20 protein-coding genes and 1 pseudogene are annotated in these 23,098 nt (G+C 43.0%); 19 read left to right on the top strand and 2 right to left on the bottom strand.

Going from position 1 to position 23,098, the window contains the following annotated elements; genetic code table 11:
• The first annotated feature begins 209 nt into the window (after window positions 1-209).
• The gene (gene mdtD / locus ABLA85_RS11515; protein WP_367964221.1) at window positions 210-1,607 is read left to right on the top strand and encodes a multidrug transporter subunit MdtD; all 1,398 of its coding nucleotides are present in this window, start codon (window positions 210-212) and stop codon (window positions 1,605-1,607) included.
• A gap of 127 nt (window positions 1,608-1,734) precedes the next feature.
• Here mdtD and rbsK read toward each other — a convergent pair whose 3' ends face one another.
• Window positions 1,735-2,664 carry a ribokinase gene (gene rbsK, locus ABLA85_RS11510; protein WP_367964219.1) on the bottom strand — a complete coding sequence of 310 codons (930 nt, stop codon included), beginning with the start codon at window positions 2,662-2,664 and terminating at the stop codon, window positions 1,735-1,737.
• Between the two features lie 345 nt (window positions 2,665-3,009).
• On the opposite strand from rbsK, the gene ravA reads away from it, so the two are divergent.
• A complete protein-coding gene (ravA, locus tag ABLA85_RS11505; protein WP_367964217.1) occupies window positions 3,010-4,512 on the top strand; it encodes an ATPase RavA in 1,503 nt (500 codons plus the stop codon).
• Between the two features lie 5 nt (window positions 4,513-4,517).
• The gene (viaA, locus tag ABLA85_RS11500) at window positions 4,518-5,975 is read left to right on the top strand and encodes an ATPase RavA stimulator ViaA (RefSeq protein ID WP_367964215.1); all 1,458 of its coding nucleotides are present in this window, start codon (window positions 4,518-4,520) and stop codon (window positions 5,973-5,975) included.
• Window positions 5,976-6,011: 36 nt separating this feature from the next.
• Here the strand turns inward: viaA and asnA are convergent, their stop codons facing one another.
• Window positions 6,012-7,004 carry an aspartate--ammonia ligase gene (gene asnA / locus ABLA85_RS11495; protein ID WP_047679053.1) on the bottom strand — a complete coding sequence of 331 codons (993 nt, stop codon included), beginning with the start codon at window positions 7,002-7,004 and terminating at the stop codon, window positions 6,012-6,014.
• 166 nt (window positions 7,005-7,170) lie between these two features.
• On the opposite strand from asnA, the gene asnC reads away from it, so the two are divergent.
• From asnC to ABLA85_RS11415, 16 genes and pseudogenes are all read left to right on the top strand, one after another.
• A complete protein-coding gene (asnC, locus tag ABLA85_RS11490; protein WP_047679052.1) occupies window positions 7,171-7,632 on the top strand; it encodes a transcriptional regulator AsnC in 462 nt (153 codons plus the stop codon).
• A 91-nt stretch (window positions 7,633-7,723) separates the two neighbouring features.
• The gene (gene mioC / locus ABLA85_RS11485) at window positions 7,724-8,167 is read left to right on the top strand and encodes an FMN-binding protein MioC (protein WP_367964213.1); all 444 of its coding nucleotides are present in this window, start codon (window positions 7,724-7,726) and stop codon (window positions 8,165-8,167) included.
• 382 nt (window positions 8,168-8,549) lie between these two features.
• Window positions 8,550-10,439, top strand: a complete 1,890-nt coding sequence (gene mnmG / locus ABLA85_RS11480; protein WP_367964211.1) for a tRNA uridine-5-carboxymethylaminomethyl(34) synthesis enzyme MnmG — start codon at window positions 8,550-8,552, stop codon at window positions 10,437-10,439.
• A gap of 12 nt (window positions 10,440-10,451) precedes the next feature.
• Window positions 10,452-11,072 carry a 16S rRNA (guanine(527)-N(7))-methyltransferase RsmG gene (gene rsmG, locus ABLA85_RS11475; protein ID WP_367964209.1) on the top strand — a complete coding sequence of 207 codons (621 nt, stop codon included), beginning with the start codon at window positions 10,452-10,454 and terminating at the stop codon, window positions 11,070-11,072.
• Between the two features lie 609 nt (window positions 11,073-11,681).
• Window positions 11,682-12,059 carry a F0F1 ATP synthase subunit I gene (gene atpI, locus ABLA85_RS11470; protein ID WP_367964207.1) on the top strand — a complete coding sequence of 126 codons (378 nt, stop codon included), beginning with the start codon at window positions 11,682-11,684 and terminating at the stop codon, window positions 12,057-12,059.
• A gap of 31 nt (window positions 12,060-12,090) precedes the next feature.
• Entirely contained in the window at window positions 12,091-12,915 is an 825-nt protein-coding gene (gene atpB, locus ABLA85_RS11465; protein ID WP_367964206.1) for a F0F1 ATP synthase subunit A, read from the top strand.
• 50 nt (window positions 12,916-12,965) lie between these two features.
• On the top strand, window positions 12,966-13,208 hold the full coding sequence (atpE, locus tag ABLA85_RS11460) for a F0F1 ATP synthase subunit C (RefSeq protein ID WP_038266976.1): 243 nt from the start codon (window positions 12,966-12,968) through the stop codon (window positions 13,206-13,208).
• A 54-nt stretch (window positions 13,209-13,262) separates the two neighbouring features.
• Window positions 13,263-13,733 (top strand): F0F1 ATP synthase subunit B, encoded by a 471-nt coding sequence (gene atpF / locus ABLA85_RS11455; protein WP_367964203.1) that lies wholly within the window; start codon window positions 13,263-13,265, stop codon window positions 13,731-13,733.
• A 12-nt stretch (window positions 13,734-13,745) separates the two neighbouring features.
• Window positions 13,746-14,279 (top strand): F0F1 ATP synthase subunit delta, encoded by a 534-nt coding sequence (atpH, locus tag ABLA85_RS11450; protein ID WP_038266970.1) that lies wholly within the window; start codon window positions 13,746-13,748, stop codon window positions 14,277-14,279.
• A 14-nt stretch (window positions 14,280-14,293) separates the two neighbouring features.
• Window positions 14,294-15,835 carry a F0F1 ATP synthase subunit alpha gene (gene atpA / locus ABLA85_RS11445; RefSeq protein ID WP_367964201.1) on the top strand — a complete coding sequence of 514 codons (1,542 nt, stop codon included), beginning with the start codon at window positions 14,294-14,296 and terminating at the stop codon, window positions 15,833-15,835.
• A gap of 59 nt (window positions 15,836-15,894) precedes the next feature.
• Window positions 15,895-16,758: a F0F1 ATP synthase subunit gamma gene (gene atpG / locus ABLA85_RS11440; protein WP_038267015.1), complete on the top strand. Its 864-nt coding sequence runs from the start codon at window positions 15,895-15,897 to the stop codon at window positions 16,756-16,758.
• Window positions 16,759-16,792: 34 nt separating this feature from the next.
• Entirely contained in the window at window positions 16,793-18,175 is a 1,383-nt protein-coding gene (atpD, locus tag ABLA85_RS11435; RefSeq protein WP_047679042.1) for a F0F1 ATP synthase subunit beta, read from the top strand.
• A gap of 21 nt (window positions 18,176-18,196) precedes the next feature.
• On the top strand, window positions 18,197-18,619 hold the full coding sequence (locus tag ABLA85_RS11430) for a F0F1 ATP synthase subunit epsilon (protein WP_047679041.1): 423 nt from the start codon (window positions 18,197-18,199) through the stop codon (window positions 18,617-18,619).
• A gap of 235 nt (window positions 18,620-18,854) precedes the next feature.
• Window positions 18,855-20,234: a bifunctional UDP-N-acetylglucosamine diphosphorylase/glucosamine-1-phosphate N-acetyltransferase GlmU gene (gene glmU, locus ABLA85_RS11425; RefSeq protein WP_367964223.1), complete on the top strand. Its 1,380-nt coding sequence runs from the start codon at window positions 18,855-18,857 to the stop codon at window positions 20,232-20,234.
• A gap of 136 nt (window positions 20,235-20,370) precedes the next feature.
• Window positions 20,371-22,200: a glutamine--fructose-6-phosphate transaminase (isomerizing) gene (gene glmS / locus ABLA85_RS11420; protein WP_367964198.1), complete on the top strand. Its 1,830-nt coding sequence runs from the start codon at window positions 20,371-20,373 to the stop codon at window positions 22,198-22,200.
• A 292-nt stretch (window positions 22,201-22,492) separates the two neighbouring features.
• Window positions 22,493-23,080: pseudogene (locus tag ABLA85_RS11415) on the top strand (DNA methyltransferase); the annotation flags it as partial.
• Between the last annotated feature and the right edge of the window lie 18 nt (window positions 23,081-23,098).

The following is a 23,098-nucleotide window of genomic DNA, read 5'->3' as shown; positions in this document are numbered from 1 at the left end:
TGACAATAGTTTTTTTGCATTTTTTTTCTGTTCGCGTTTTTTTTCAACAAAAGCGGCAAAAAAGTTCTTTTTTCACTCAATAAGTGGTGCTATTGACAACAATTTTAAAATCCATGAGGTACAACTCGAAATCTGTTAGGTATATTTTTATGTATTAAAATGTTACTTAGTTACTAAATCATCATTATTACAACATGACAGGAAATCTGATGGTCAAATCCGCACGCAGTATGTCGGGATTACCTTGGATTGCAGCGATGGCTTTTTTTATGCAATCTCTGGATGCAACAATCCTTAATACAGCACTGCCGGCAATTGCTAAAAGCCTTAACCATTCTCCACTAGCAATGCAGCCTGCTATTGTCAGTTACACTTTAACTGTAGCAATGTTGATTCCTGTCAGTGGCTGGTTGGCTGATAGGTTTGGCACCCGACTGGTTTTCATTTATGCTGTATCACTCTTTTCTTTAGGTTCTCTCGCTTGCGCATTATCCAGTTCTCTCTCCCTTTTAGTGATTTCACGCGTTGTTCAAGGGATCGGGGGCGCTATGATGATGCCAGTTGCTCGCTTAGCTTTATTACGGGCTTATCCACGTAGCGAACTGCTACCTGTTCTGAATTTTGTCACAATGCCAGGATTGCTTGGACCAATTTTAGGCCCTCTCCTTGGAGGAGTGTTAGTAACTTATGCAACATGGCATTGGATATTCATTATCAATATTCCCATCGGTTTACTGGGTATTATTTATGCCAGAAAACATATGCCTAACTTTACCATGCCAAAGAGTCCTTTTGATTTTCTGGGTTTCATAATATTCAGTTCAAGCTTAGTGATGCTGTCGGTCAGTCTGGATTTATTTGGTAATGATACGTTGTCTAATTATGTTCCGGCAGCAGTGTTAGCTGTAGGTGTCATTATGCTGTATGGGTATTGTCTCTATGCCCAAAGGCATCCCAATCCACTTATTGATCTCAAGTTATTTGAAACCAGAACATTTTCAGTTGGTATCGGCAGTAATATTGCTACCCGTTTGAGTACAGGATCACTTTCTTTTCTTATTCCACTGATGCTACAGGTAGGTTTTGGTTACTCAGCAATTATTGCAGGTATTATGATGGCACCAAATGCTATTGGTTCTATCTTGGCAAAATCTGTTGTCACCCAGATACTAGCCAGATTCGGATACAGAAATACTCTATTTTGGGTCACTGTTATTATTGGATTAATGATTACCCAGTTTTCATTACAATCACCAGCATTGTCACTCGTGTTTTTGATCATTCCTCTATTTATATTGGGAATGGTTATGTCTACACAATTTACAGCAATGAATACAATTACTCTTGGTGACTTAAATGAGGATAATGCCAGTGCTGGAAATAGTTTGCTAGCGGTGTCTCAACAGTTATCCATCAGCTTAGGTGTCACAGTCAGTGCAGCAATTCTGCGATTTTATGAGTCAGTGAGTTATGGTTCTACAATAGATCACTTTCACTATACGTTTATCACTATAGGTTCGATTACTCTGGTTTCTGCTTTTATCTTTCTGTTCTTAAATAAAGAGGATGGCAGCAACTTGGTTAAGAAAAAGCGTCCTAAAAAATGATATTGTTAACACTGAATTACAGAATCAGTAGAACATCAATGTGTTTTTGCAACAGAGTCTCTATACAGCGGAACATTCAGTTAAGTTACCTTCGGTATAAGGAGTAAACGACCATAGTCGCCACGGATTAACCCTGTGCAGCCAGAAATGCATCGATTTCACTTCGCCACGGAACAGAAGGCTGCGCACCATGACGTGTCACCGCTATTGCCGCCGCGGCATGAGCAAAACGAATCGCTGATAATATTTCTTTCCCTTCCAATAATCCCGTCACTAAAACACCATTAAATGTGTCTCCGGCTGCAATCGTATCAATGGCTTTTACTTCAAACCCGGATACAACTTTTCCTTGTTTACCTTTCTCGCTAAACCATACTCCACGGCTTCCTAGCGTGATGATAACCGTTTCGATGCCTTTATTGTGCAACGACTGAGCTGCTTTTTCGGCTCCGGTATCATCTGTTACCGAGATTCCTGTCAGATACTCTGCTTCTGTTTCATTGGGAGTGATAATATCTACTAGAGAAAGTAGCCGATCTGAGATTTTTTGGGCCGGAGCAGGATTCAAGATCACTTTGGTATTGTGTTTTTTCGCTATTTCCACAGCAAGTTGCACTGTGTCCAATGGCGTTTCAAGTTGTAGTAACAATGCCTCCGCGTCTTTAATCACTTGCTCATAACGGCGAAGATATCCTGGTGTGAGCGCACCATTCGCTCCGGCATTAATGCCAATGATATTTTCGCCCTGCTGATTGACAAAAATCAACGCTACGCCAGTTGCTTCACCAGCAATAACTTCAATAGCAGAAGTATTGATATTATCTTTCACCAGTTGTTGGAGGACCCGTTCCCCAATATCATCCTGCCCAATACAAGCAATAAATGTAATGTCAGCCCCGCAACGGCCAGCAGCAACCGCCTGATTTGCTCCCTTTCCTCCGAATGCTACCTGATACCGCTCCCCTTGCACGGTTTCACCCGGCTGAGGAAATGATTTGAGATTCAAGATGTGATCGACATTGATACTACCCATCACGGCCAGTTTTGCCATACTCATTGCATTTATTCCTGCTAAATAATTTCTGCTTAATAACAATACAGCGATCAAAACTGATAACCGTACGATAACAAAGATTATTTTTTGATAGCCAATTCCAATTCAACGGGAATATGGCATCAATTTTTTACCTTTTAGTATATTGCCTTCAATCTGATCCGCCAAAATGGCAGCTCTGGCTTGTATTTCTTGAACAATTATTATCAATACAGACATTAAATCAGGTATCCCCTGAATAGACTCAGGACAACAAAAGCTCAATAAACTCTCATTAAAGTCTTTGCATAGAATACATTTTACCTATAAATAAATAGAGATAATTATTCAAACTGCGGCGTTCACGGTATGCAATTGGTTGAGAAAATATCCCAGTTAAGCCAGTATCTGGAAAGTGGGCTATATGAAAGACGGCAGGCTATTCGTCTTTGTCTGCTGGCAGCCTTATGTGGAGAAAGTGTTTTTCTTCTTGGCCCGCCGGGGATAGCCAAAAGTCTGATAGCACGTCGGCTAAAATTTGCGTTTCAGCGTGCTCATGCCTTTGAATATTTAATGACACGCTTTTCCACTCCAGAAGAAATTTTCGGTCCCCTTTCTATTCAAGCACTCAAAGATGAAGGGCGTTACCAACGCCTTACTGAAGGTTATTTACCAGAAGCAGAAATTGTTTTTCTAGATGAAATCTGGAAAGCGGGACCGGCCATTTTGAATACGTTGCTGACAGCAATTAATGAAAAAAAATTCAGAAATGGTAACCAGGAAGAACAGTTACCAATGAGGCTGTTGATCACCGCTTCCAATGAACTGCCTGATGCCGATAAGAGTCTGGAAGCTCTTTATGATCGCCTATTGATCCGCCTCTGGCTGGACAATATTCAAGAAAAGAAAAACTTTCGTGCTCTACTCACCGATCACCGTGATGAAAACTCTAACCCTGTACCGGATCATTTTCAAATTACAGATGAAGAGTTTGATCAATGGCAGGAGAAAATAAGCCATATCTCTTTGCCGGATCCTATTTTCGAGTTGATCTATCAATTACACCAGCAAATTAATGCTACAGAAAATGTCCCCCGCGTTTCAGATCGCCGATGGAAAAAGTCCATTCGTTTGCTACAAGCCAGTGCATTTTTCAGTGGAAGAAACCGTATATCTCCACTGGATCTGGTGTTACTAAAAAATTGCCTGTGGCACGATCTAAATAGTTTAAAATATCTGCCACAATTCCTGCATAACTTACTGATAGAACAAGCTTATCAACAACGTGCCTTGATGCAAAAAATGGATGAACTATACCAACAGTGGGTAAACTCCAGACAAGATGAAAATCATCATTTCCCCTTGCAACTAATCACGAAATCATCATTTTTGGGTCGTCATACACACTATACTCTCCCGGAAAATATCCATGAAAAAAAGCTGACACTATTTCTGTATCCTTCATTAAATCTACATGATCTTACTGTTAACTTTATCGAAATAGATAAAAGCGCACTGGAAAATTCGCTTAAAAATAATAATGGAGTATTGCTTATCCGATTAAACGGAATAGGTTTTCCACTAAAAATTCCTTTTGAAATCAATGAAAAAAATCAGATTGAAATTCTAGATACCAGCCGAAACAGTGCAGTTTTATGCCGATTTGAGCAACAGATAATTCAGGAAGAAAAGGTAAAGGCGCAATGGAATGCAAAATGGCTTTCTATACATGACGAAATTCAACAACAACATCAATTATTTAACCAACATCAACCCTGCTTATTTATAGAAGAACACTGGATTGCCAATATTGAGCAAAGTTTTCTCCAATTAACCGAAAGGTTAAAACAGCTACGATCAAAAGTGGGGTAGTAATTATGCTAGCCTTAACAACACTTGATCTTTTGCTCGCCATTAATGAAGGTGAATTGATAGAGGAAACTATTTCAACGCTATTAAGCTCCCCTCAATTGGTCGCTTTCTGTAAAAAATTCCCCAATTTAAAAAAATCATTGCAGAAAGACACTCCAGACTGGCAACAAACATTACGGCAAAGGCTCAAAGATGCCATGATTCCTGTTCCTTTGGCTGAAGAATTTCAGTTATATCAACAAATAGCAATCACAGAATCTGCTGTTTTTTATCGGCAACTTCCTCAGCTTGTCGAAAAACTCCAGCAAATCCAGTCTCCTTTTGCTAATGATGCTTTCACGTTGTGCGAAACATTATCTCAGCACAGCCATGCAGGACATATGTTGTTTATTCAACTCTGGCGCAATAGCTTGATCCTACAGGTCACAAAATTTCACAGGATACTGCTGGAACAAGAAAAAGATCAGTTGCTGGCAGAACTCCAGAAACGATTGGAGCTCACCAGTAACCTCAATCCAATATTTAATGAAAATGATCGTGCTGCGGGACGATTATGGGATATGAGCAAAGGACAACTTCATCTGGCAGCATATAAAATATCATTAATCACTCAATATGCTGAATTCCTCAAGCAACAATCTGAATTGGAAAAGATGGCTCAATTATTAGGCCGTAACCAAGCTGCTAAATCAATTCCAAAAAATAGTGCTGTCCTGGAAGCTTTCCCCAAAATTGAACGTATGCCAGATACTGTACCGGAACAGGTAAATGGACTCCAACAGAGTGACGATATCCTGAGACTTTTACCCACAGAGCTGGCCATGTTGGGGATTAAGGATCTGGAGTATGACTTTTATCGTCGGCTGATAGAAAAAAAATTACTAACTTATCGCCTACAAGGGGATAACTGGCAAACAAAAACCGTATTAAAACCCGTTATTCACCATAACAATGAAGAACAACCCCAGGGACCATTTATTGTCTGTGTAGATACTTCTGGATCGATGGGAGGGTTCAATGAGCGTTGTGCCAAAGCATTTTGTCTGGCCTTGATGCGTATTGCTCTGGCAGATAACCGTCAATGCCATATCATATTGTTCTCCACAGAGATCATTCATTATGACTTAACATCACAAGATGGGCTGACTCAGGCTGTACATTTTCTGGGACAAACTTTTAGAGGGGGAACCGATCTGGCTTTCTGTCTTAAAACAGTAACGGAGAAAATGAAAGAGTCTATCTGGAGAAATGCTGACACTGTTGTTATTTCGGATTTCATTGCCCAGCGTTTGCCGGAAGAGCTAATCCATCAGATACAAAGCCTGCAACAGCACCAAAAACACCGCTTCCATGCGGTATCCCTGTCCAATTATGGGAAGCCCGGTATCATGCAGATATTTGATCATATTTGGCGCTTTGATACCGGAATTACAAGCCGTTTACTGCGGAGATGGCGGCATTGAGCCAAAAACCATCCGACTAAAATTTATAATACAGCCTTACAGAACACCCTCAACAGATTCAATGATCTCCGGTGACCAAACACCACACTGAACCTGACCAATGTGTGCCATTTGCAGCAGCAACATCACTAAGCGAGATTGGCCAATACCACCACCGATGGTCTGTGGCATATCACCTTTTAGCAAAGATTGATGCCAGTCGTATTGCAAACGCTCTTCGTCACCAGTCAGTAAAAGCTGACGTTCCAGTGCTTCAACATCAACACGGATACCCATTGAAGAAATTTCAAACGCATCCTGCAAAACAGGGTTCCAGACGATAATGTCACCGTTCAGCCCTAAAAAACCATCACTGTTTGGTGTCGTCCAATCGTCGTAATCCGGTGCACGAACATCATGTGCCTGGCCATCAGACAACTTACCGCCGATCCCCATCAGGAAAATAGCACCAAATTCTTTGGCTGCTTCACGCTCACGACCTTTAGCATCCAGACCAGGATAACGTTTCAGAAGCTCTTCACTGTGAATGAAGTGAATTTGATCTGGCAGGAACGGTGCCAGACCAAATTCCTTACTGACTGCTTGTTGTGTTTCTTTTATCGCTTCGTAGATTTTACCTACTGTCTGTTTTAGATAGTCGAGTGAACGGTGACCTTCACCAACCACTTTTTCCCAATCCCACTGATCAACAAAGACCGAATGGATAGGAGTCAGGCGATCCTCATCAGGACGCAAAGCTTTCATGTGAGTATACAATCCTTGTTCTGCTTGAAAACCAAAGCGACCTAATGTCTTGCGTTTCCATTTAGCCAAAGAATGAACCACTTCAAAAGTGGCATCAGGCAATGTCTTAACTTTCACCTGTACGGCTTTCTCGTGGCCTGACAAGTTGTCCTGAGTCCCATCACCAAGACGGCTCAAAATAGGCCCCTGCACTTCGATTAAACCAAGCTGCTTCTCTAGCAGGCGTGAAAAGTAAGATTTCACAAAACTAATTTGTTGCTGTTTTTCAATAAAGGATGTTTTCATGATGCGACTCTCAAAATTTTTTAGTGACCCTGTGTCCTGTTGATATAGATTAAGCAACAAAATGGAGTGTAAATTCAATATCTGATAATAAAAATATCCAATAAGATTTATAAACGATAATTTTTACACTATAAAAATGAATATCATTCAAAAATAGGGATTAAAAATGGCAGAAATTTATCAGATCGACAATTTAGACCGTGACATCCTTCACGCTTTGATGGATAACGCACGTACACCTTATGCAGAATTAGCCAAAAAATTCGCAGTCAGCCCAGGGACAATTCATGTCCGTGTGGAAAAAATGAAACAGGCAGGGATTATTTCAGGTACTCGAGTTGATATCAGTGCTAAACAATTAGGGTTCGATGTGTGCTGTTTTATCGGTATTATCCTGAAAAGTGCTAAGGATTATCCGGCTGCATTACAGAAACTCGATAAGCTGGATGAAGTGGTTGAAGTTTATTACACCACTGGACATTACAGTATATTTATCAAGGTAATGTGTCGTTCTATCGAATCCCTCCAGGATGTACTTATCAACAAGATCCAGACTATTGAAGAAATTCAGTCAACAGAGACGTTGATCTCCCTGCAAAACCCGATCATGAGGACAATCAGACCCTGAAATAAAAAGTAAATAACCACATTATCCACAAGTAGATCCCAGAAGATTCACAACGTACAATAGTTGTTCTTTAACGTTAGCAAGGATCACGATGAGCACAATGATAACTTTAATCAGCGGTAGTACTATGGGTAGTGCTGAATACGTTGCTGAACACATGGCTGAGATTTTGGAAGATCACAATTTTTCAACAAAAGTGCTACACGGCCCTTCATTAGATGATCTTCCTCTGGAAGGGCTGTGGCTTGTAGTCACATCAACACATGGAGCTGGCGATTTACCAGAAAACCTACAACCTTTCGCAGATGCGATCATACAACAGCAACCTGATCTCAGCCGTGTGACATTTGGTGCAGTAGGTATTGGTAGTTCTGAATACGACACATTCTGTGGGGCTATAAGATCATTAGAACAATTATTGGAAGATCACAAAGCAAAAAGGATCGGCGATCGACTGGAAATAGACATCCAACAACACGAAATACCCGAAGATCCAGCCGAAGAATGGGTCAAAGAATGGGCAAAGTTACTCTGATCAGATTAAAAATATAGCGATCAACTGTGGATAACTTTGATAAAAAGCAGGGGTTAACTCGTAGTTATCCATTTAATAACTGAGTTGCAATCCATCACCTGTGAATAACATGGCTTTTAGATCCCAGCTTATACTCCGTTGGATCACGGATCATTCACAACAAATGATCCTTTTCAGCATTATGATCTTTCGATAGAAAATTCACTTATCCACAGATGATCATGATCCTAATAAAAGATCCAATAAAGAGATCTTTAAATAAAAAGATCTTATTTTAAGTAAAGGTGATCAACTCCTACTTGGTCTAACGTCTAAACTTGAGTAGAATTCTCTTCCCCAATGCAAATTCATACGAAGCATTCTTACAATTAAAGGTCCGCACATGTTTTATCCAGAACATTTTGACGTCATCATTATCGGCGGTGGTCACGCTGGTACTGAAGCAGCAATGGCAGCCGCACGTATGGGGCGTCAAACCTTATTACTGACTCACAATATTGATACTTTGGGCCAGATGTCGTGTAATCCAGCTATTGGTGGGATCGGTAAAGGGCATCTGGTAAAAGAGATCGATGCACTTGGCGGTCTGATGGCAAAAGCAACCGATTTAGCGGGTATTCAGTTCAGAACACTCAATGCCAGTAAAGGCCCAGCCGTTCGAGCTACACGTGCACAAGCAGATCGTGTATTATATCGACAAGCTGTAAGAACTGCATTGGAAAACCAATCTAACTTAATGATCTTCCAGCAATCCGTTGAAGATCTTATCGTTGAAAACGATGCCGTTACCGGTGTTGTTACACGTATGGGTTTGAAATTTAAGGCAAAGTCTGTCGTTTTGACAGTAGGCACTTTCCTTGACGGAAAAATTCATATTGGTTTAGAAAATTACAGTGGTGGACGGGCAGGTGATCCTCCTGCAATCGCTTTATCACATCGTTTACGTGAATTACCTCTGCGTGTTTCTCGCCTGAAAACAGGCACTCCACCTCGTATCGATGCTCGAACCATTGATTTTAGCCAGCTTGAACAACAATTCGGTGATAACCCAACACCTGTATTCTCGTTCATGGGCAACATGGATCAACACCCGCAACAGATCCCATGCTATATCACTCATACCAACGAAAAAACCCATACAGTGATCCGGAATAATTTGGATCGCAGCCCGATGTATGCGGGAATCATCGAAGGGATCGGCCCACGTTATTGTCCTTCTATTGAAGATAAAGTCATGCGTTTCGCAGATCGGAACGCGCATCAGATCTTCCTTGAACCAGAAGGACTCACCAGCAACGAAATCTATCCGAATGGGATTTCAACCAGCCTGCCATTTGACGTACAAATGCAGATCGTTCACTCCATGAAAGGAATGGAAAATGCACGTATTGTTCGTCCGGGTTATGCGATCGAATATGATTTCTTTGATCCACGTGATTTAAAACAAACACTGGAAAGTAAATTTATTAACGGTCTTTTCTTTGCCGGACAGATCAACGGAACAACAGGTTATGAAGAAGCAGCAGCACAAGGATTGCTGGCAGGCCTAAACGCTGCCCGTCATGCCACAGGTGAAGAAGGATGGTTCCCCCGTCGTGATCAAGCCTATATTGGTGTTCTGGTTGATGATCTGTGCACATTAGGAACAAAAGAGCCTTACCGGATGTTCACATCACGTGCAGAATATCGTTTGATGTTACGTGAAGACAATGCAGATCTTCGTCTGACTGAGAAAGGTCGTGAACTGGGGTTAGTTGATGATCTGCGTTGGGAACATTATTCCCACAAAGTTGAAATGATCGAACAAGAACGCCAGCGTTTACGCGATATCTGGGTTCATCCAAAATCTGACAATTTGGATGAAATCAATCAAGTGCTGAAAACACCATTGTCGAAAGAAGCTAATGGTGAAGATTTACTGCGTCGCCCGGAAATGAACTACGAATTGCTGACATCAATGCCACGTTTTGCACCAGGGCTGACAGAGCCTCAGGCGGCAGATCAGGTTGAGATTCAAGTAAAATATGAAGGTTATATTGCCCGTCAGCAAGAAGAGATCGAAAAACAATTGCGCAATGAAAACACGGCATTACCTGTCGATCTGGATTATAAACATGTTAGTGGGCTTTCTAATGAAGTTGTTGCAAAACTAAATGACCATAAACCAAGTTCAATTGGTCAAGCTTCACGTATCTCTGGTATCACTCCAGCAGCGATCTCCATCTTACTGGTATGGCTGAAAAAACAGGGTTTATTGCGCCGTAGCGCCTAAGAGGACAAAGTTTTGCTTAACAAATTGGAATCTCTGTTGGCGAAGACCGACATTGTCTTATCGTTGGAGCAGAAACAACAGCTTATTGCTTATGTAGATATGCTCAACAAATGGAATAAGGCTTACAATCTGACATCTATTCGGGAGCCTGAGCAGATGTTAGTCCGGCATATCATGGATAGTATTATCGTTAATCCATTCTTACAGGGAACACGATTTATTGATGTCGGTACGGGGCCTGGTTTGCCAGGCATTCCTTTAGCGATTGTACGACCTGATTCTCATTTCACCTTATTGGATAGTTTAGGAAAACGGGTTCGTTTTTTGCGCCAAGTTCAACATGAATTAGGGCTTAATAACATTGAACCAGTACAGACCAGGGTAGAAGAGTTTATTCCTGAAGTACTTTTCAATGGCGTGATCAGCAGAGCTTTTGCATCCTTACAAGATATGTTGTCATGGTGTCATCATCTTCCTGAAACTAATAATGGGCGTTTTTATGCTCTGAAAGGTATGTTGCCGGAAGATGAACTGGCTCAATTACCTTTAGGTGTCAGTCTTGATACCGTGGTCCCTCTGCAAATACCAGAACTAGAAGGTCAGCGTCATTTGGTTGTACTTAAACAAAACTGACTTTGCTGTTTATCAATAAAAGATTGAATAATTAGTAACGCCGACCATTGTTATATTGTTACGGGTGTTACTAATTATATACCTCTATCGTTTCATTTTTATTTACGGATAGATCACAGAAAAATAACCTTCATTTTATATTGAGCAAATTGTTCTTTCTAAGAAGGGGTATCCATTTTCTTTATAAATAAATTTTAGAGAAAGTGTGAAAAATAAACCTTTAAGATTTCTTAGTGATATATCAGATAAAAATTGATAGCTATAATATTAATTGTTTGATTTTATATGAAAAAATAAATGATTTTCATCACATATTTAATGGTTAGTGGTATTAATGTTTTAATTTAGTGTGATATGTATCACGTTCAATTTTTGAGGCGATAGATTAATCGTTACAAAATATTAAATGGTATTTGTGAGCAATCTACCATCAAAGTTAGAAATTTAAATAATTATTCACTTTTTCGCTACTTATGGATTGAATTCATTTTGGCTGCCCGTATAATTTGCACGTTTTTGTCACTTGACACTCTTAAACAAAGACAGTTTTATACAACATTCAGCAAAGCTTGATATGCAATGATGTACTTCAGGGAGAAAACAAAAGTCATGTCTGTATCCCTTTATAGCGGTAGAATTGCACTGAAACTGTTACTTTTGCAGTTAATGACTTTTGTTATTCTCAGTGCGGCTTTTTATACCAGAAGTATCGAATGGGGTGTTTCTGCTTTTGCTGGTGGGTTGGCATATTGGCTACCAAACGTCATTTTTATGCTGCTTACCCACTTCCAAAAGGCAAAAGAACGAAATGTTCCTGTACGTATTGCATGGTTCTTCGCTATTGGGGAAGGGGCTAAGGTTATCATTTCGATAGCTATGCTGATAGTTGCCTTAGGGGTGTTCAAGGCGGCATTTGCACCACTTGGTGTGGCCTATTTAGCGGTGCTGATTGTGCAGATCATCGCACCTGCCGTAATGAACGGTTAGTGTTTTTAACAATAAAAGGGTAAAAAGCATCATGTCTGCATCAGGAGAAGTTTCAACTTCAGAGTACATAAGTCACCACCTGAGACACCTTCAGTTAGACTTACGTACTTTTGAGTTGGTCAATCCCCACGCTAGTGGCTATGAAGCGACGTTCTGGACGTTGAACATTGACTCGCTTTTTTTCTCCGTCGTATTAGGGATGTTGTTTCTGTTTGTATTCAGGAGAGTCGCGGTTCGCGCTACTGATGGCGTACCGGGTAAATTCCAGACTGCAATAGAAATGATTATCGGTTTCGTTGATAACACTGTACGTGATATGTATCACGGGAAGAGCAAAGTCATTGCCCCTTTGGCTTTGACTGTGTTCGTCTGGGTGTTGTTGATGAACGCGTTGGATTTGCTGCCAATCGATTTCATTCCTTTGATCGGTGAACGTGTCTTCGGCTTGCCTGCTCTGCGTATTGTTCCAACAGCAGATGTTAGTGTCACCTTGTCGATGGCGCTTGGCGTCTTTGTCCTCATCCTGTTCTATAGCATTAAGATGAAAGGAATTGGTGGTTTTGCGAAGGAGCTGACATTGCAGCCTTTCAATCATCCCCTGTTTATTCCGATTAACTTAATTCTGGAAGGGGTCAGCTTGCTGTCTAAGCCTATATCACTCGGTCTGCGACTGTTTGGTAATATGTATGCTGGCGAACTGATCTTTATTCTTATTGCGGCTCTCTTACCGTTTTGGTCACAGTGGATACTCAGCCTGCCGTGGGCTATTTTTCACATACTGATTATTACGTTACAAGCCTTTATTTTCATGGTTCTGACGATCGTTTATCTGTCGATGGCATCTGAAGAGCATTAATTTCTATCAATCATTAATAATGTTTTAACTGAAACAAACTGGAGACTGTCATGGATATAAACATGGATCTGCTGTACATAGCTGCCGCTATTCTAATGGGTTTGGCTGCTATCGGTGCTGCGATCGGTATCGGCATCCTTGGGGGCAAATTCTTGGAAGGCGCTGCTCGTCAGCCTGATCTGATCCCTCTGCTGCGTACTCAGTTCTTTATCGTTATGGGTCTGGTTGACGCCATCCCGATGATCGCTGTGGGTCTGGGCTTGTATATGATGTTCGCTGTCGGTACCAAGTAACTAACAGAACTGAAAATTACGCCGATTCATTAATTGAAATAGAGGTATTGTGCCGTGAATATTAACGCAACAATCCTCGGCCAGGCCATCGCGTTTGTCCTGTTTGTTTTGTTCTGTATGAAGTATGTATGGCCACCAATCATGGCGGCCATTGAAAAGCGTCAGAAAGAGATTGCTGACGGTTTGGCTTCAGCAGAGCGTGCTAAAAAGAACCTGGACTTAGCGCAAGCCAATGCGACCGACCAACTGAAAAAAGCGAAAGCAGATGCGCAAGCTATCATCGAGCAGGCTAACAAACAAAAAGCCCAGATTATTGATGATGCCAGAGCAGAAGCTGAGCTGGAACGTAACAAAATTGTAGCGCAGGCTTATGCTGAAGTTGAAGCTGAACGCAAGCGCGCTCGTGAAGAGCTACGTAAACAGGTTGCGATGTTGGCTATCGCAGGTGCCGAGAAAATCATCGAACGTTCCGTGGATGAAGCTGCTAACAGCGACATCGTTGATAAACTGGTCGCTGAACTGTAAGGAGGGAGGGGCATGTCTGAATTCGCTACTGTAGCTCGCCCCTACGCCAAAGCAGCTTTTGACTTTGCTGTGGAACACCAATCTCTCGAACATTGGCAGAACATGCTGGCGTTCGTTGCTGAGGTAACTCGTAATGAGCAGGTTGGTGAGCTGCTTTCCGGTTCATTGGCACCGGAAACGTTAGCCAATACCTTTATCACCATTTGTGGTGAGCAGGTAGATGAGCATGCTCGTAACTTTATTCGTGTAATGGCAGAAAATGGTCGCTTGCTGGTGTTGCCAGAAGTCTTCCAGCAATTTATCCAATTGCGTGCATCACTGGAATCAACTATCGATGTTGAAGTGATATCTGCATCCGAACTAAATGAACAGCAGCAGGCTAAAATTTCTGCGGCGATGGAAAAACGTCTGTCACGCAAAGTAAAGCTGAATTGCAAAATTGACAAGTCTGTTATTGCCGGCGTGATTATCCGTGCGGGTGACATGGTGATCGATGGCAGTATTCGTGGCCGTCTGGATCGTTTAACAGACGTCTTGCAGTCTTAAGGGGACTGGAGCATATGCAACTGAATTCCACCGAAATCAGCGAACTGATCAAACAGCGTATTGCTCAGTTCAATGTCGTGAGCGAAGCTCACAATGAAGGTACGATTGTTTCCGTTAACGACGGTATCATTCGTATCCACGGTTTAGCCGATGTCATGCAGGGTGAAATGATCTCTCTGCCTGGCAACCGTTATGCAATTGCACTGAACCTGGAGCGTGACTCCGTTGGTGCTGTTGTGATGGGCCCGTATGCTGACTTGGCCGAAGGCATGAAAGTCAAGTGTACTGGTCGTATTTTGGAAGTACCTGTTGGTCGTGGTCTGCTTGGTCGTGTTGTTAATACACTGGGTGAGCCAATTGATGGTAAAGGCGCTGTTGAGCATGATGGTTTCTCACCTGTTGAAGTCATTGCTCCGGGCGTTATTGATCGTCAATCCGTTGATCAGCCTGTCCAGACAGGTTACAAATCTGTTGATGCCATGATCCCAATCGGCCGTGGTCAGCGTGAGCTGGTTATCGGTGACCGTCAGACCGGTAAAACTGCTCTGGCTATCGATGCGATCATCAACCAACGTGATTCCGGTATCAAATGTATCTATGTTGCGATTGGTCAGAAAGCATCAACCATTGCTAATGTAGTTCGTAAACTGGAAGAGCACGGCGCACTGGAAAACACAATTGTTGTTGTTGCATCTGCTTCAGAGTCTGCGGCATTGCAATATCTGGCACCATACTCCGGCTGTGCGATGGGTGAATACTTCCGCGATCGTGGGGAAGATGCCCTGATTGTTTACGATGACCTGTCTAAACAGGCTGTTGCTTACCGTCAGATTTCTCTGTTGCTGCGTCGTCCACCTGGACGTGAAGCATTCCCAGGTGACGTTTTCTACCTGCATTCCCGTCTGCTGGAACGTGCAGCGCGTGTTAGCGCTGACTATGTAGAAAAATTCACTAATGGTGAAGTGAAAGGCCAAACCGGTTCTCTGACTGCGCTGCCAATCATCGAAACCCAGGCTGGTGACGTTTCTGCATTCGTACCAACAAACGTTATCTCAATCACTGATGGTCAGATCTTCCTTGAATCTGCCCTGTTCAACGCAGGTATTCGTCCGGCAGTTAACCCAGGGATTTCTGTATCCCGTGTAGGTGGTGCTGCTCAGACCAAGATTATCAAGAAACTGTCTGGTGGTATCCGTACAGCTCTGGCTCAGTATCGTGAACTGGCGGCATTCTCCCAGTTTGCATCTGATTTGGATGATGCGACTCGTAAGCAGTTGGATCACGGTCAGAAAGTGACTGAACTGCTGAAACAGAAACAGTATCAGCCAATGTCAATTGCACAACAGGCTCTGTCTCTGTTTGCTGCTGAGCGTGGCTATCTGGAAGATGTCGAAATCGCGAAAGTGGTCAGTTTCGAATCTGCGCTGTTGGCATATGCCAGCCATGAACATGCTGATCTTCTGAAAGAGATTGACCAGTCTGGCGATTACAACGGAGAGATTGAAGCGAAGCTGAAAGCTCTGTTGGATTCCTTCAAGGCGACTCAGTCCTGGTAACACTATTCGGCCCTGTTTAATTGAACACGGGCCGTCTGGTTGAATTCGGAGAAGCAGAAATGGCCGGCGCAAAAGAGATACGTACCAAAATCGCCAGTGTGCAAAACACGCAGAAAATCACTAAAGCGATGGAAATGGTCGCCGCGTCCAAAATGCGTAAAACGCAGGATCGCATGGCGGCCAGCCGTCCTTATGCAGAGACCATTCGCAGTGTGATTGGACACCTTGCGTTAGGGAATCTGGAATACAAACACCCATACCTTGAAGAGCGTGAAGTAAAACGCGTTGGGTACGTGGTTGTTTCGACTGACCGTGGTTTATGTGGCGGTTTGAACATTAACTTGTTCAAAAAATTGCTGATAGAAATGAAAGACTGGTCTGATAAAAAAGTCCAGGTTGATTTGGCACTTATTGGATCAAAAGCGGTTTCTTTCTTTTCTTCTGTTGGTGGCAACATTGTTGCCCAGGTAACAGGGATGGGAGATAACCCATCATTGTCCGAGTTAATCGGGCCAGTCAGCGTCATGATGCAAGCATATGACGAAGGGCGTCTGGATAAACTGTATATAGTGACAAACAAGTTCAACAATACAATGTCTCAGGTTCCGACAATCACTCAGTTATTGCCTCTGCCAGCCGGAGACGATGAAACACTGAAGAAGAAGTCCTGGGATTATCTGTATGAACCTGATCCTAAGGCGCTGTTGGATACCCTGCTGCGCCGCTATATAGAATCGCAAGTTTATCAGGGCGTCGTTGAAAACCTGGCTAGTGAACAGGCCGCACGAATGGTAGCGATGAAAGCCGCAACTGATAATGGCGGTAACCTGATCAAAGAGTTGCAGTTGGTTTACAACAAGGCTCGTCAGGCCAGCATCACTCAGGAACTCACCGAAATCGTTTCGGGTGCTTCTGCGGTTTAATAGCTAGGTTTACGAATTACGTAGAGGATTCAAGATGGCTACTGGAAAGATTATCCAGGTAATCGGCGCCGTGGTGGACGTCGAATTTCCTCAGGACAACGTACCAAAAGTGTACGATGCTCTTGAGGTCAAAAACGGTGAAGAAAAACTGGTGCTGGAAGTTCAGCAGCAGTTAGGCGGCGGTATCGTTCGCTGTATTGCAATGGGCACCTCTGATGGCCTGCGCCGCAACTTAGACGTAGTTGATTTGGGGCATCCAATTGAAGTACCAGTAGGTGAAGCGACACTGGGTCGTATCATGAACGTACTGGGTGATCCAATTGATATGAAAGGTGAGATTGGCGAAAAAGAGCGCTGGTCAATTCACCGTACTGCACCAACCTATGAAGAGTTGTCTAACTCTCAGGAACTGCTGGAAACCGGTATTAAGGTTATGGACTTGATCTGCCCATTCGCAAAAGGGGGTAAGGTTGGTCTGTTCGGTGGTGCGGGCGTAGGTAAAACCGTTAACATGATGGAATTGATCCGTAACATCGCGGTCGAACACTCCGGTTACTCTGTATTTGCTGGTGTCGGTGAACGTACCCGTGAAGGTAACGACTTCTATCATGAAATGACGGATTCAAACGTACTGGACAAAGTATCTCTGGTATACGGCCAGATGAATGAGCCACCAGGAAACCGTCTGCGTGTTGCTCTGACTGGTCTGACTATGGCGGAAAAATTCCGTGATGAAGGCCGTGACGTTCTGTTGTTCGTCGATAACATTTATCGTTATACCCTGGCAGGTACAGAAGTATCAGCACTGTTGGGTCGTATGCCATCTGCGGTAGGTTATCAGCCAACACTGGCGGAAGAGATGGGTGTTCTGCAAGAACGTATCACCTCAACCAAAACGGGTTCAATCACTTCTGTGCAGGCTGTTTACGTTCCTGCGGATGACTTGACTGACCCATCACCAGCAACAACCTTTGCTCACTTGGACGCAACTGTTGTATTGAGCCGTCAGATCGCCTCTCTGGGTATTTACCCTGCTGTTGATCCTCTGGATTCAACCAGCCGTCAGCTTGACCCACTTGTTGTTGGTCAAGAGCACTATGATGTTGCTCGTGGTGTTCAGTCAATCCTGCAACGTTATCAGGAATTGAAAGACATTATCGCCATTCTGGGTATGGATGAACTGTCAGAAGATGACAAACTGGTTGTTGCTCGTGCTCGTAAGATCCAGCGCTTCCTGTCTCAGCCATTCTTCGTTGCAGAAGTATTTACCGGTTCACCAGGTAAGTTCGTTCCTCTGAAAGACACTATCCGTGGCTTCAAAGGCATCCTGAACGGTGATTATGACCACCTGCCAGAGCAGGCGTTCTACATGGTTGGTACCATCGAAGAAGCTGTGGAAAAAGCGAAAAAGCTTTAATACGGCTGACGGGAGGTTGATATGGCTGCAATGACGTTCTCCCTGAACGTAGTCAGCGCTGAAAAACTAATGTTTGAAGGGCTGGTACAGAAAATTCAGGTGACTGGCAGTGAAGGTGAGTTGGGTATTTATCCTCAGCACACACCGCTGCTTACTGCCATAAAACCGGGCATGATACGTATTGTTAAGCAGTTTGGTGAAGAAGAGTTTATCTACCTGTCAGGTGGTATTCTGGAAGTTCAGCCAAACGGCGTGATCGTACTGGCCGATACAGCGATCCGTGGTAAGGATTTGGATGAAGCCAAAGTGCTTGAAGCCAAGCGCAAGGCGGAAGAACATATCCGTAACTCCCATGGCGATGTTGATTATGCTCAGGCATCTGCTGAATTGTCGAAAGCGATTGCAAAACTTCGTGTAATCGAGCTGACGAAAAAGCTGATGTAGGATTGACCCGATAAATTTCAGGTTTCAGCCGCACAAGCTATAACTTGAAAAATAAAGGGAACAGGCAGTAGATAAAAAGCCAGTTAGCTTTACTAACTGGCTTTTTTGCATTACGAAATATGTAGCAATTTATTTCGTAAACAGGTTTACTTTCATACTTAAGATTAGAATTGTCAGGTTTCTTATGTCTATTACACCCCAAGCAATTGTTCCTAATCCAGTTACTCCTAAGCTGATGAGTGCAAAAAGTGTTGTTATTCTGGCTGCTGGAAAGGGAACTCGGATGTATTCTGACCTCCCTAAAGTTTTGCACTTATTGGCAGGCAAGCCGATGGTTCAGCATGTTATTGATACAGCAATGGCATTGGGTGCCCAGCAAGTTCACCTGGTGTATGGGCATGGTGGTGATTTGATGAAACAAACACTTGCAAACCAAAAAATTGCTGACCAAAAACTAAATTGGGTACTGCAAGCAGAACAGTTAGGTACTGGTCATGCTATGCAGCAGGCAGCACCACACTTTGCGGATGATGAAGATATTCTGATCCTCTATGGTGATGTGCCTCTGATTGCTAAAGATACGTTAGAGCGTCTTATCGAGGCTAAGCCAAAAGGTGGTATTGGTTTATTGACTGCTATTTTGGATAATCCAACCGGATATGGCCGTATTATTCGTGAAAATGACGAAGTGACAGGCATTATCGAACAAAAAGATGCAACTGACGAACAGCGTAAAATTAACGAAATTAACACCGGTATCTTGGTAGCAAATGGTGGTGATTTGAAACGCTGGTTATCCAAATTGGAAAACAATAATGCGCAGGGTGAATATTACCTCACTGATGTTATTGCACTCGCACATAAAGAAGGCCGTCAGATAAAAGCAGTTCATCCAAGCCGTTTAAGTGAAATGGAAGGGGTCAATAATCGTCTTCAACTTTCTGCATTGGAACGTATTTACCAGTCTGAGCAGGCGGAAAAATTATTGCTGGCAGGCGTCATGTTACTGGATCCGGCGCGTTTTGATTTGCGCGGAACACTAGAACATGGCCGCGATATCACTATTGATACCAATGTGATTATTGAAGGTCATGTTGTATTGGGGAATAACGTTCAGATAGGCTCTGGCTGTATTCTGAAAAATTGCGTTATTAGTGATGGCGCAGTCATTAGCCCTTATACTGTCATTGAAGATTCTGAAATCGGCTCTGAATGTACTGTGGGGCCTTTTGCTCGTTTACGTCCAGGTTCTAAACTGGCGGAAAAAGCACATGTTGGCAATTTCGTGGAAATGAAAAAATCCTCCCTCGGCTTAGGTTCTAAGGCGGGGCACCTGACTTATCTTGGTGATTCTGAAATTGGCAATAATGTAAATATCGGTGCAGGAACCATTACCTGTAACTATGATGGGGCTAATAAATTCAAGACCATTATTGGCGATGACGTATTTGTGGGTTCTGATACCCAACTTGTTGCACCTGTAAACGTTGCTAAAGGTGCGACTATCGGAGCAGGAACCACGGTAACAAAAGATGTTGCTGAGAATGAGCTGGTCATCAGTCGTGTCAGGCAAACTCATATTCAGGGATGGAAACGTCCCGTTAAGAAAAAATAAAATATATACATAATAAAAATCCCCATCTCTACCAAGCTCGGGGGCCGGCAAAGCCAGAACGCGATTTGCCGTAAGACAATCAGGTTGTACGACATAAAAAGGGCGTTGATTAGCCCTGTTTTTAGGAATGAAACACATGTGTGGAATCGTTGGTGCAGTAGCACAGCGTGATATAGCAGAAATATTGATCGAAGGTCTTCGTCGTCTGGAGTACCGTGGCTATGATTCTGCGGGTATGGCCGTTGTCGATAGCGAAAATCAGCTAACTCGTCTGCGTGAAGTGGGCAAAGTACAAATGCTGGCTGATGAAGCGGATAAACAGCCTGTTATCGGTGGTACAGGTATTGCTCATACTCGTTGGGCGACACACGGAGAACCAAGCGAGCGCAACGCGCATCCTCATGTTTCTGAACATATTGCGGTTGTACATAACGGTATTATTGAAAACCATGAAGAACTGCGTGAAGAATTGAAAACACGTGGTTACAGCTTCTCTTCTGATACCGATACTGAAACCATTGCTCATCTTGTTCACTGGGAACAGCAACAAGGCGGCTCATTGCTGGAAGTGGTACAGCGTGTTATCCCACAGTTGCGTGGCGCTTATGGCACCGTCATTATGGATAGCCATCAACCAGACGTGCTGGTAGCGGCACGTTCTGGTAGCCCATTAGTCGTTGGCTTGGGAGTCGGTGAAAATTTCCTGGCATCTGACCAACTGGCATTACTGCCTGTGACTCGCCGCTTTATCTATCTGGAAGAAGGTGACATCGTAGAAGTTACTCGCCGTACCGTTCGCATTTTTGATACGCAGGGTGAAGCGGTTGAACGTGAGCAGATTGAATCCAACGTTCAGTATGATGCTGGTGATAAAGGTATCTACCGTCACTACATGCAGAAAGAGATTTACGAACAGCCAATGGCAATTAAAAACACGCTGGAAGGCCGTTTGAGCCATGGTGAAGTAAATCTATCAGAGTTGGGTGCTAACGCAGAAGAATTACTGTCTCAGGTTGAACATATCCAGATCGTTGCCTGTGGAACTTCTTTCAATGCCGGTATGGTTTCACGCTACTGGTTTGAATCACTGGCGGGTATCCCGTGTGATGTGGAAATTGCCTCTGAATTCCGTTACCGCAAGCCAGCACGTCGTAAAGGAAGTCTGCTAATCACACTATCCCAATCTGGTGAAACAGCAGATACCTTAGCGGCATTGCGTTTATCCAAAGAGTTGGGTTATCTGACTTCATTGACTATCTGTAACGTAGCGGGTTCATCTCTGGTACGCGAATCTGACTTTGCCCTGATGACCAAAGCGGGCGCAGAAATTGGTGTTGCATCCACTAAAGCCTTTACTACTCAGTTAACTGTATTGCTGATGCTTGTGGCTTACATGGGACGCCTGAAAGGTGCCGATGCTTCTCTCGAACAAAATATTGTTCATGCACTGCATGCTCTGCCAAGCCGCATTGAAAGCATGTTGTCGAAGGATAAGGTTATCGAATCACTGGCTGAAGATTTCTCAGAAAAACATCATGCACTGTTCTTGGGCCGTGGTGATCAGTACCCCATCGCGGTTGAAGGTGCACTGAAACTGAAAGAGATCTCTTACATTCACGCAGAAGCTTACGCTGCGGGTGAATTAAAACACGGGCCACTGGCACTGATTGATGCAGATATGCCGGTGATCATCGTCGCACCAAACAACGAACTGCTGGAAAAACTGAAATCGAATATCGAAGAAGTCCGCGCCCGTGGTGGGTTACTGTATGTCTTCGCTGATCAGGATGCAGGTTTCACCGACAGTGAAAACATGAAGATTATCTCTCTGCCACACGTAGAAGAGTTGATCGCTCCGATCTTCTATACCGTGCCACTGCAATTGCTGTCTTACCACGTTGCATTGATCAAAGGCACAGATGTGGATCAGCCGAGGAATCTGGCGAAGTCGGTGACGGTTGAATAAGGTTAATTTTTAAAGTACTTATTGAACGTACTAAGAATTGAAACATAAGAATTAAAACCTTTTAAATCCGGTTATGTTATTCATAGCCGGATTTTTTTATTAGTGCGCCAGACATGGCCCATAGTTTTTATGTTAATAGGGTTTTCAGACTTTCAATGTATTAGGAATTCTTTACTACACTTAAACGGTAAGTTGCTGTGATTAAGGCAATGGTTTAACCGTTTAACGAAGAATATGAACCACGAGCATGAGTTTTGCTCAGTTGGCAATAAATGGAATTCCTCTGATGACAATTGAAAAAATCACCCTGAACCACCCAGAGTCCAAAAGTGCGGATATCACTCAAAAAAATATCGCTCAACTTAAACAACTTTTTCCTGAGGTATTTTCTGAAGGAAAAATTGACTTTGATGCTTTGAAAACGGTTCTTGGTGAGGAGATTGATGATAGCGACGAACGCTATAACTTTACATGGCACGGTAAGACGCAATCACGTTTGATTGCGCAAACACCTTCGACAGGAACCCTACGTCCTTGTAAAGAAGAAAGTGTGAATTGGGATACCACAGAGAACCTTTTTATTGAAGGTGATAACCTTGAAGTCCTTAAAATATTACAAAAGTCTTACCATAAAAAGATAAAGATGATCTATATCGATCCGCCTTATAACACAGGTAATGATTTTATTTATAAAGATAATTTCCATAATAATATAAGAAATTATCAGGTGTTAACGGGACAAGTAAATGATCAAGGTAAGCCTTTTAGTACTAATTCTGACACATCTGGTCGGTATCATACAGATTGGCTAAATATGCTTTACCCAAGATTAAAATTGGCCAGAAATTTATTATCAGATAGTGGAATTATATTTATATCGTAAGCGCCTAATTAACCC

This window comes from Xenorhabdus sp. SGI246, assembly GCF_040838225.1.
GTDB lineage: Bacteria > Pseudomonadota > Gammaproteobacteria > Enterobacterales > Enterobacteriaceae > Xenorhabdus > Xenorhabdus indica.
The sequence above is the reverse complement of the archived record's forward strand: the minus strand, read 5'-3'. Positions and strand labels throughout refer to the sequence as shown.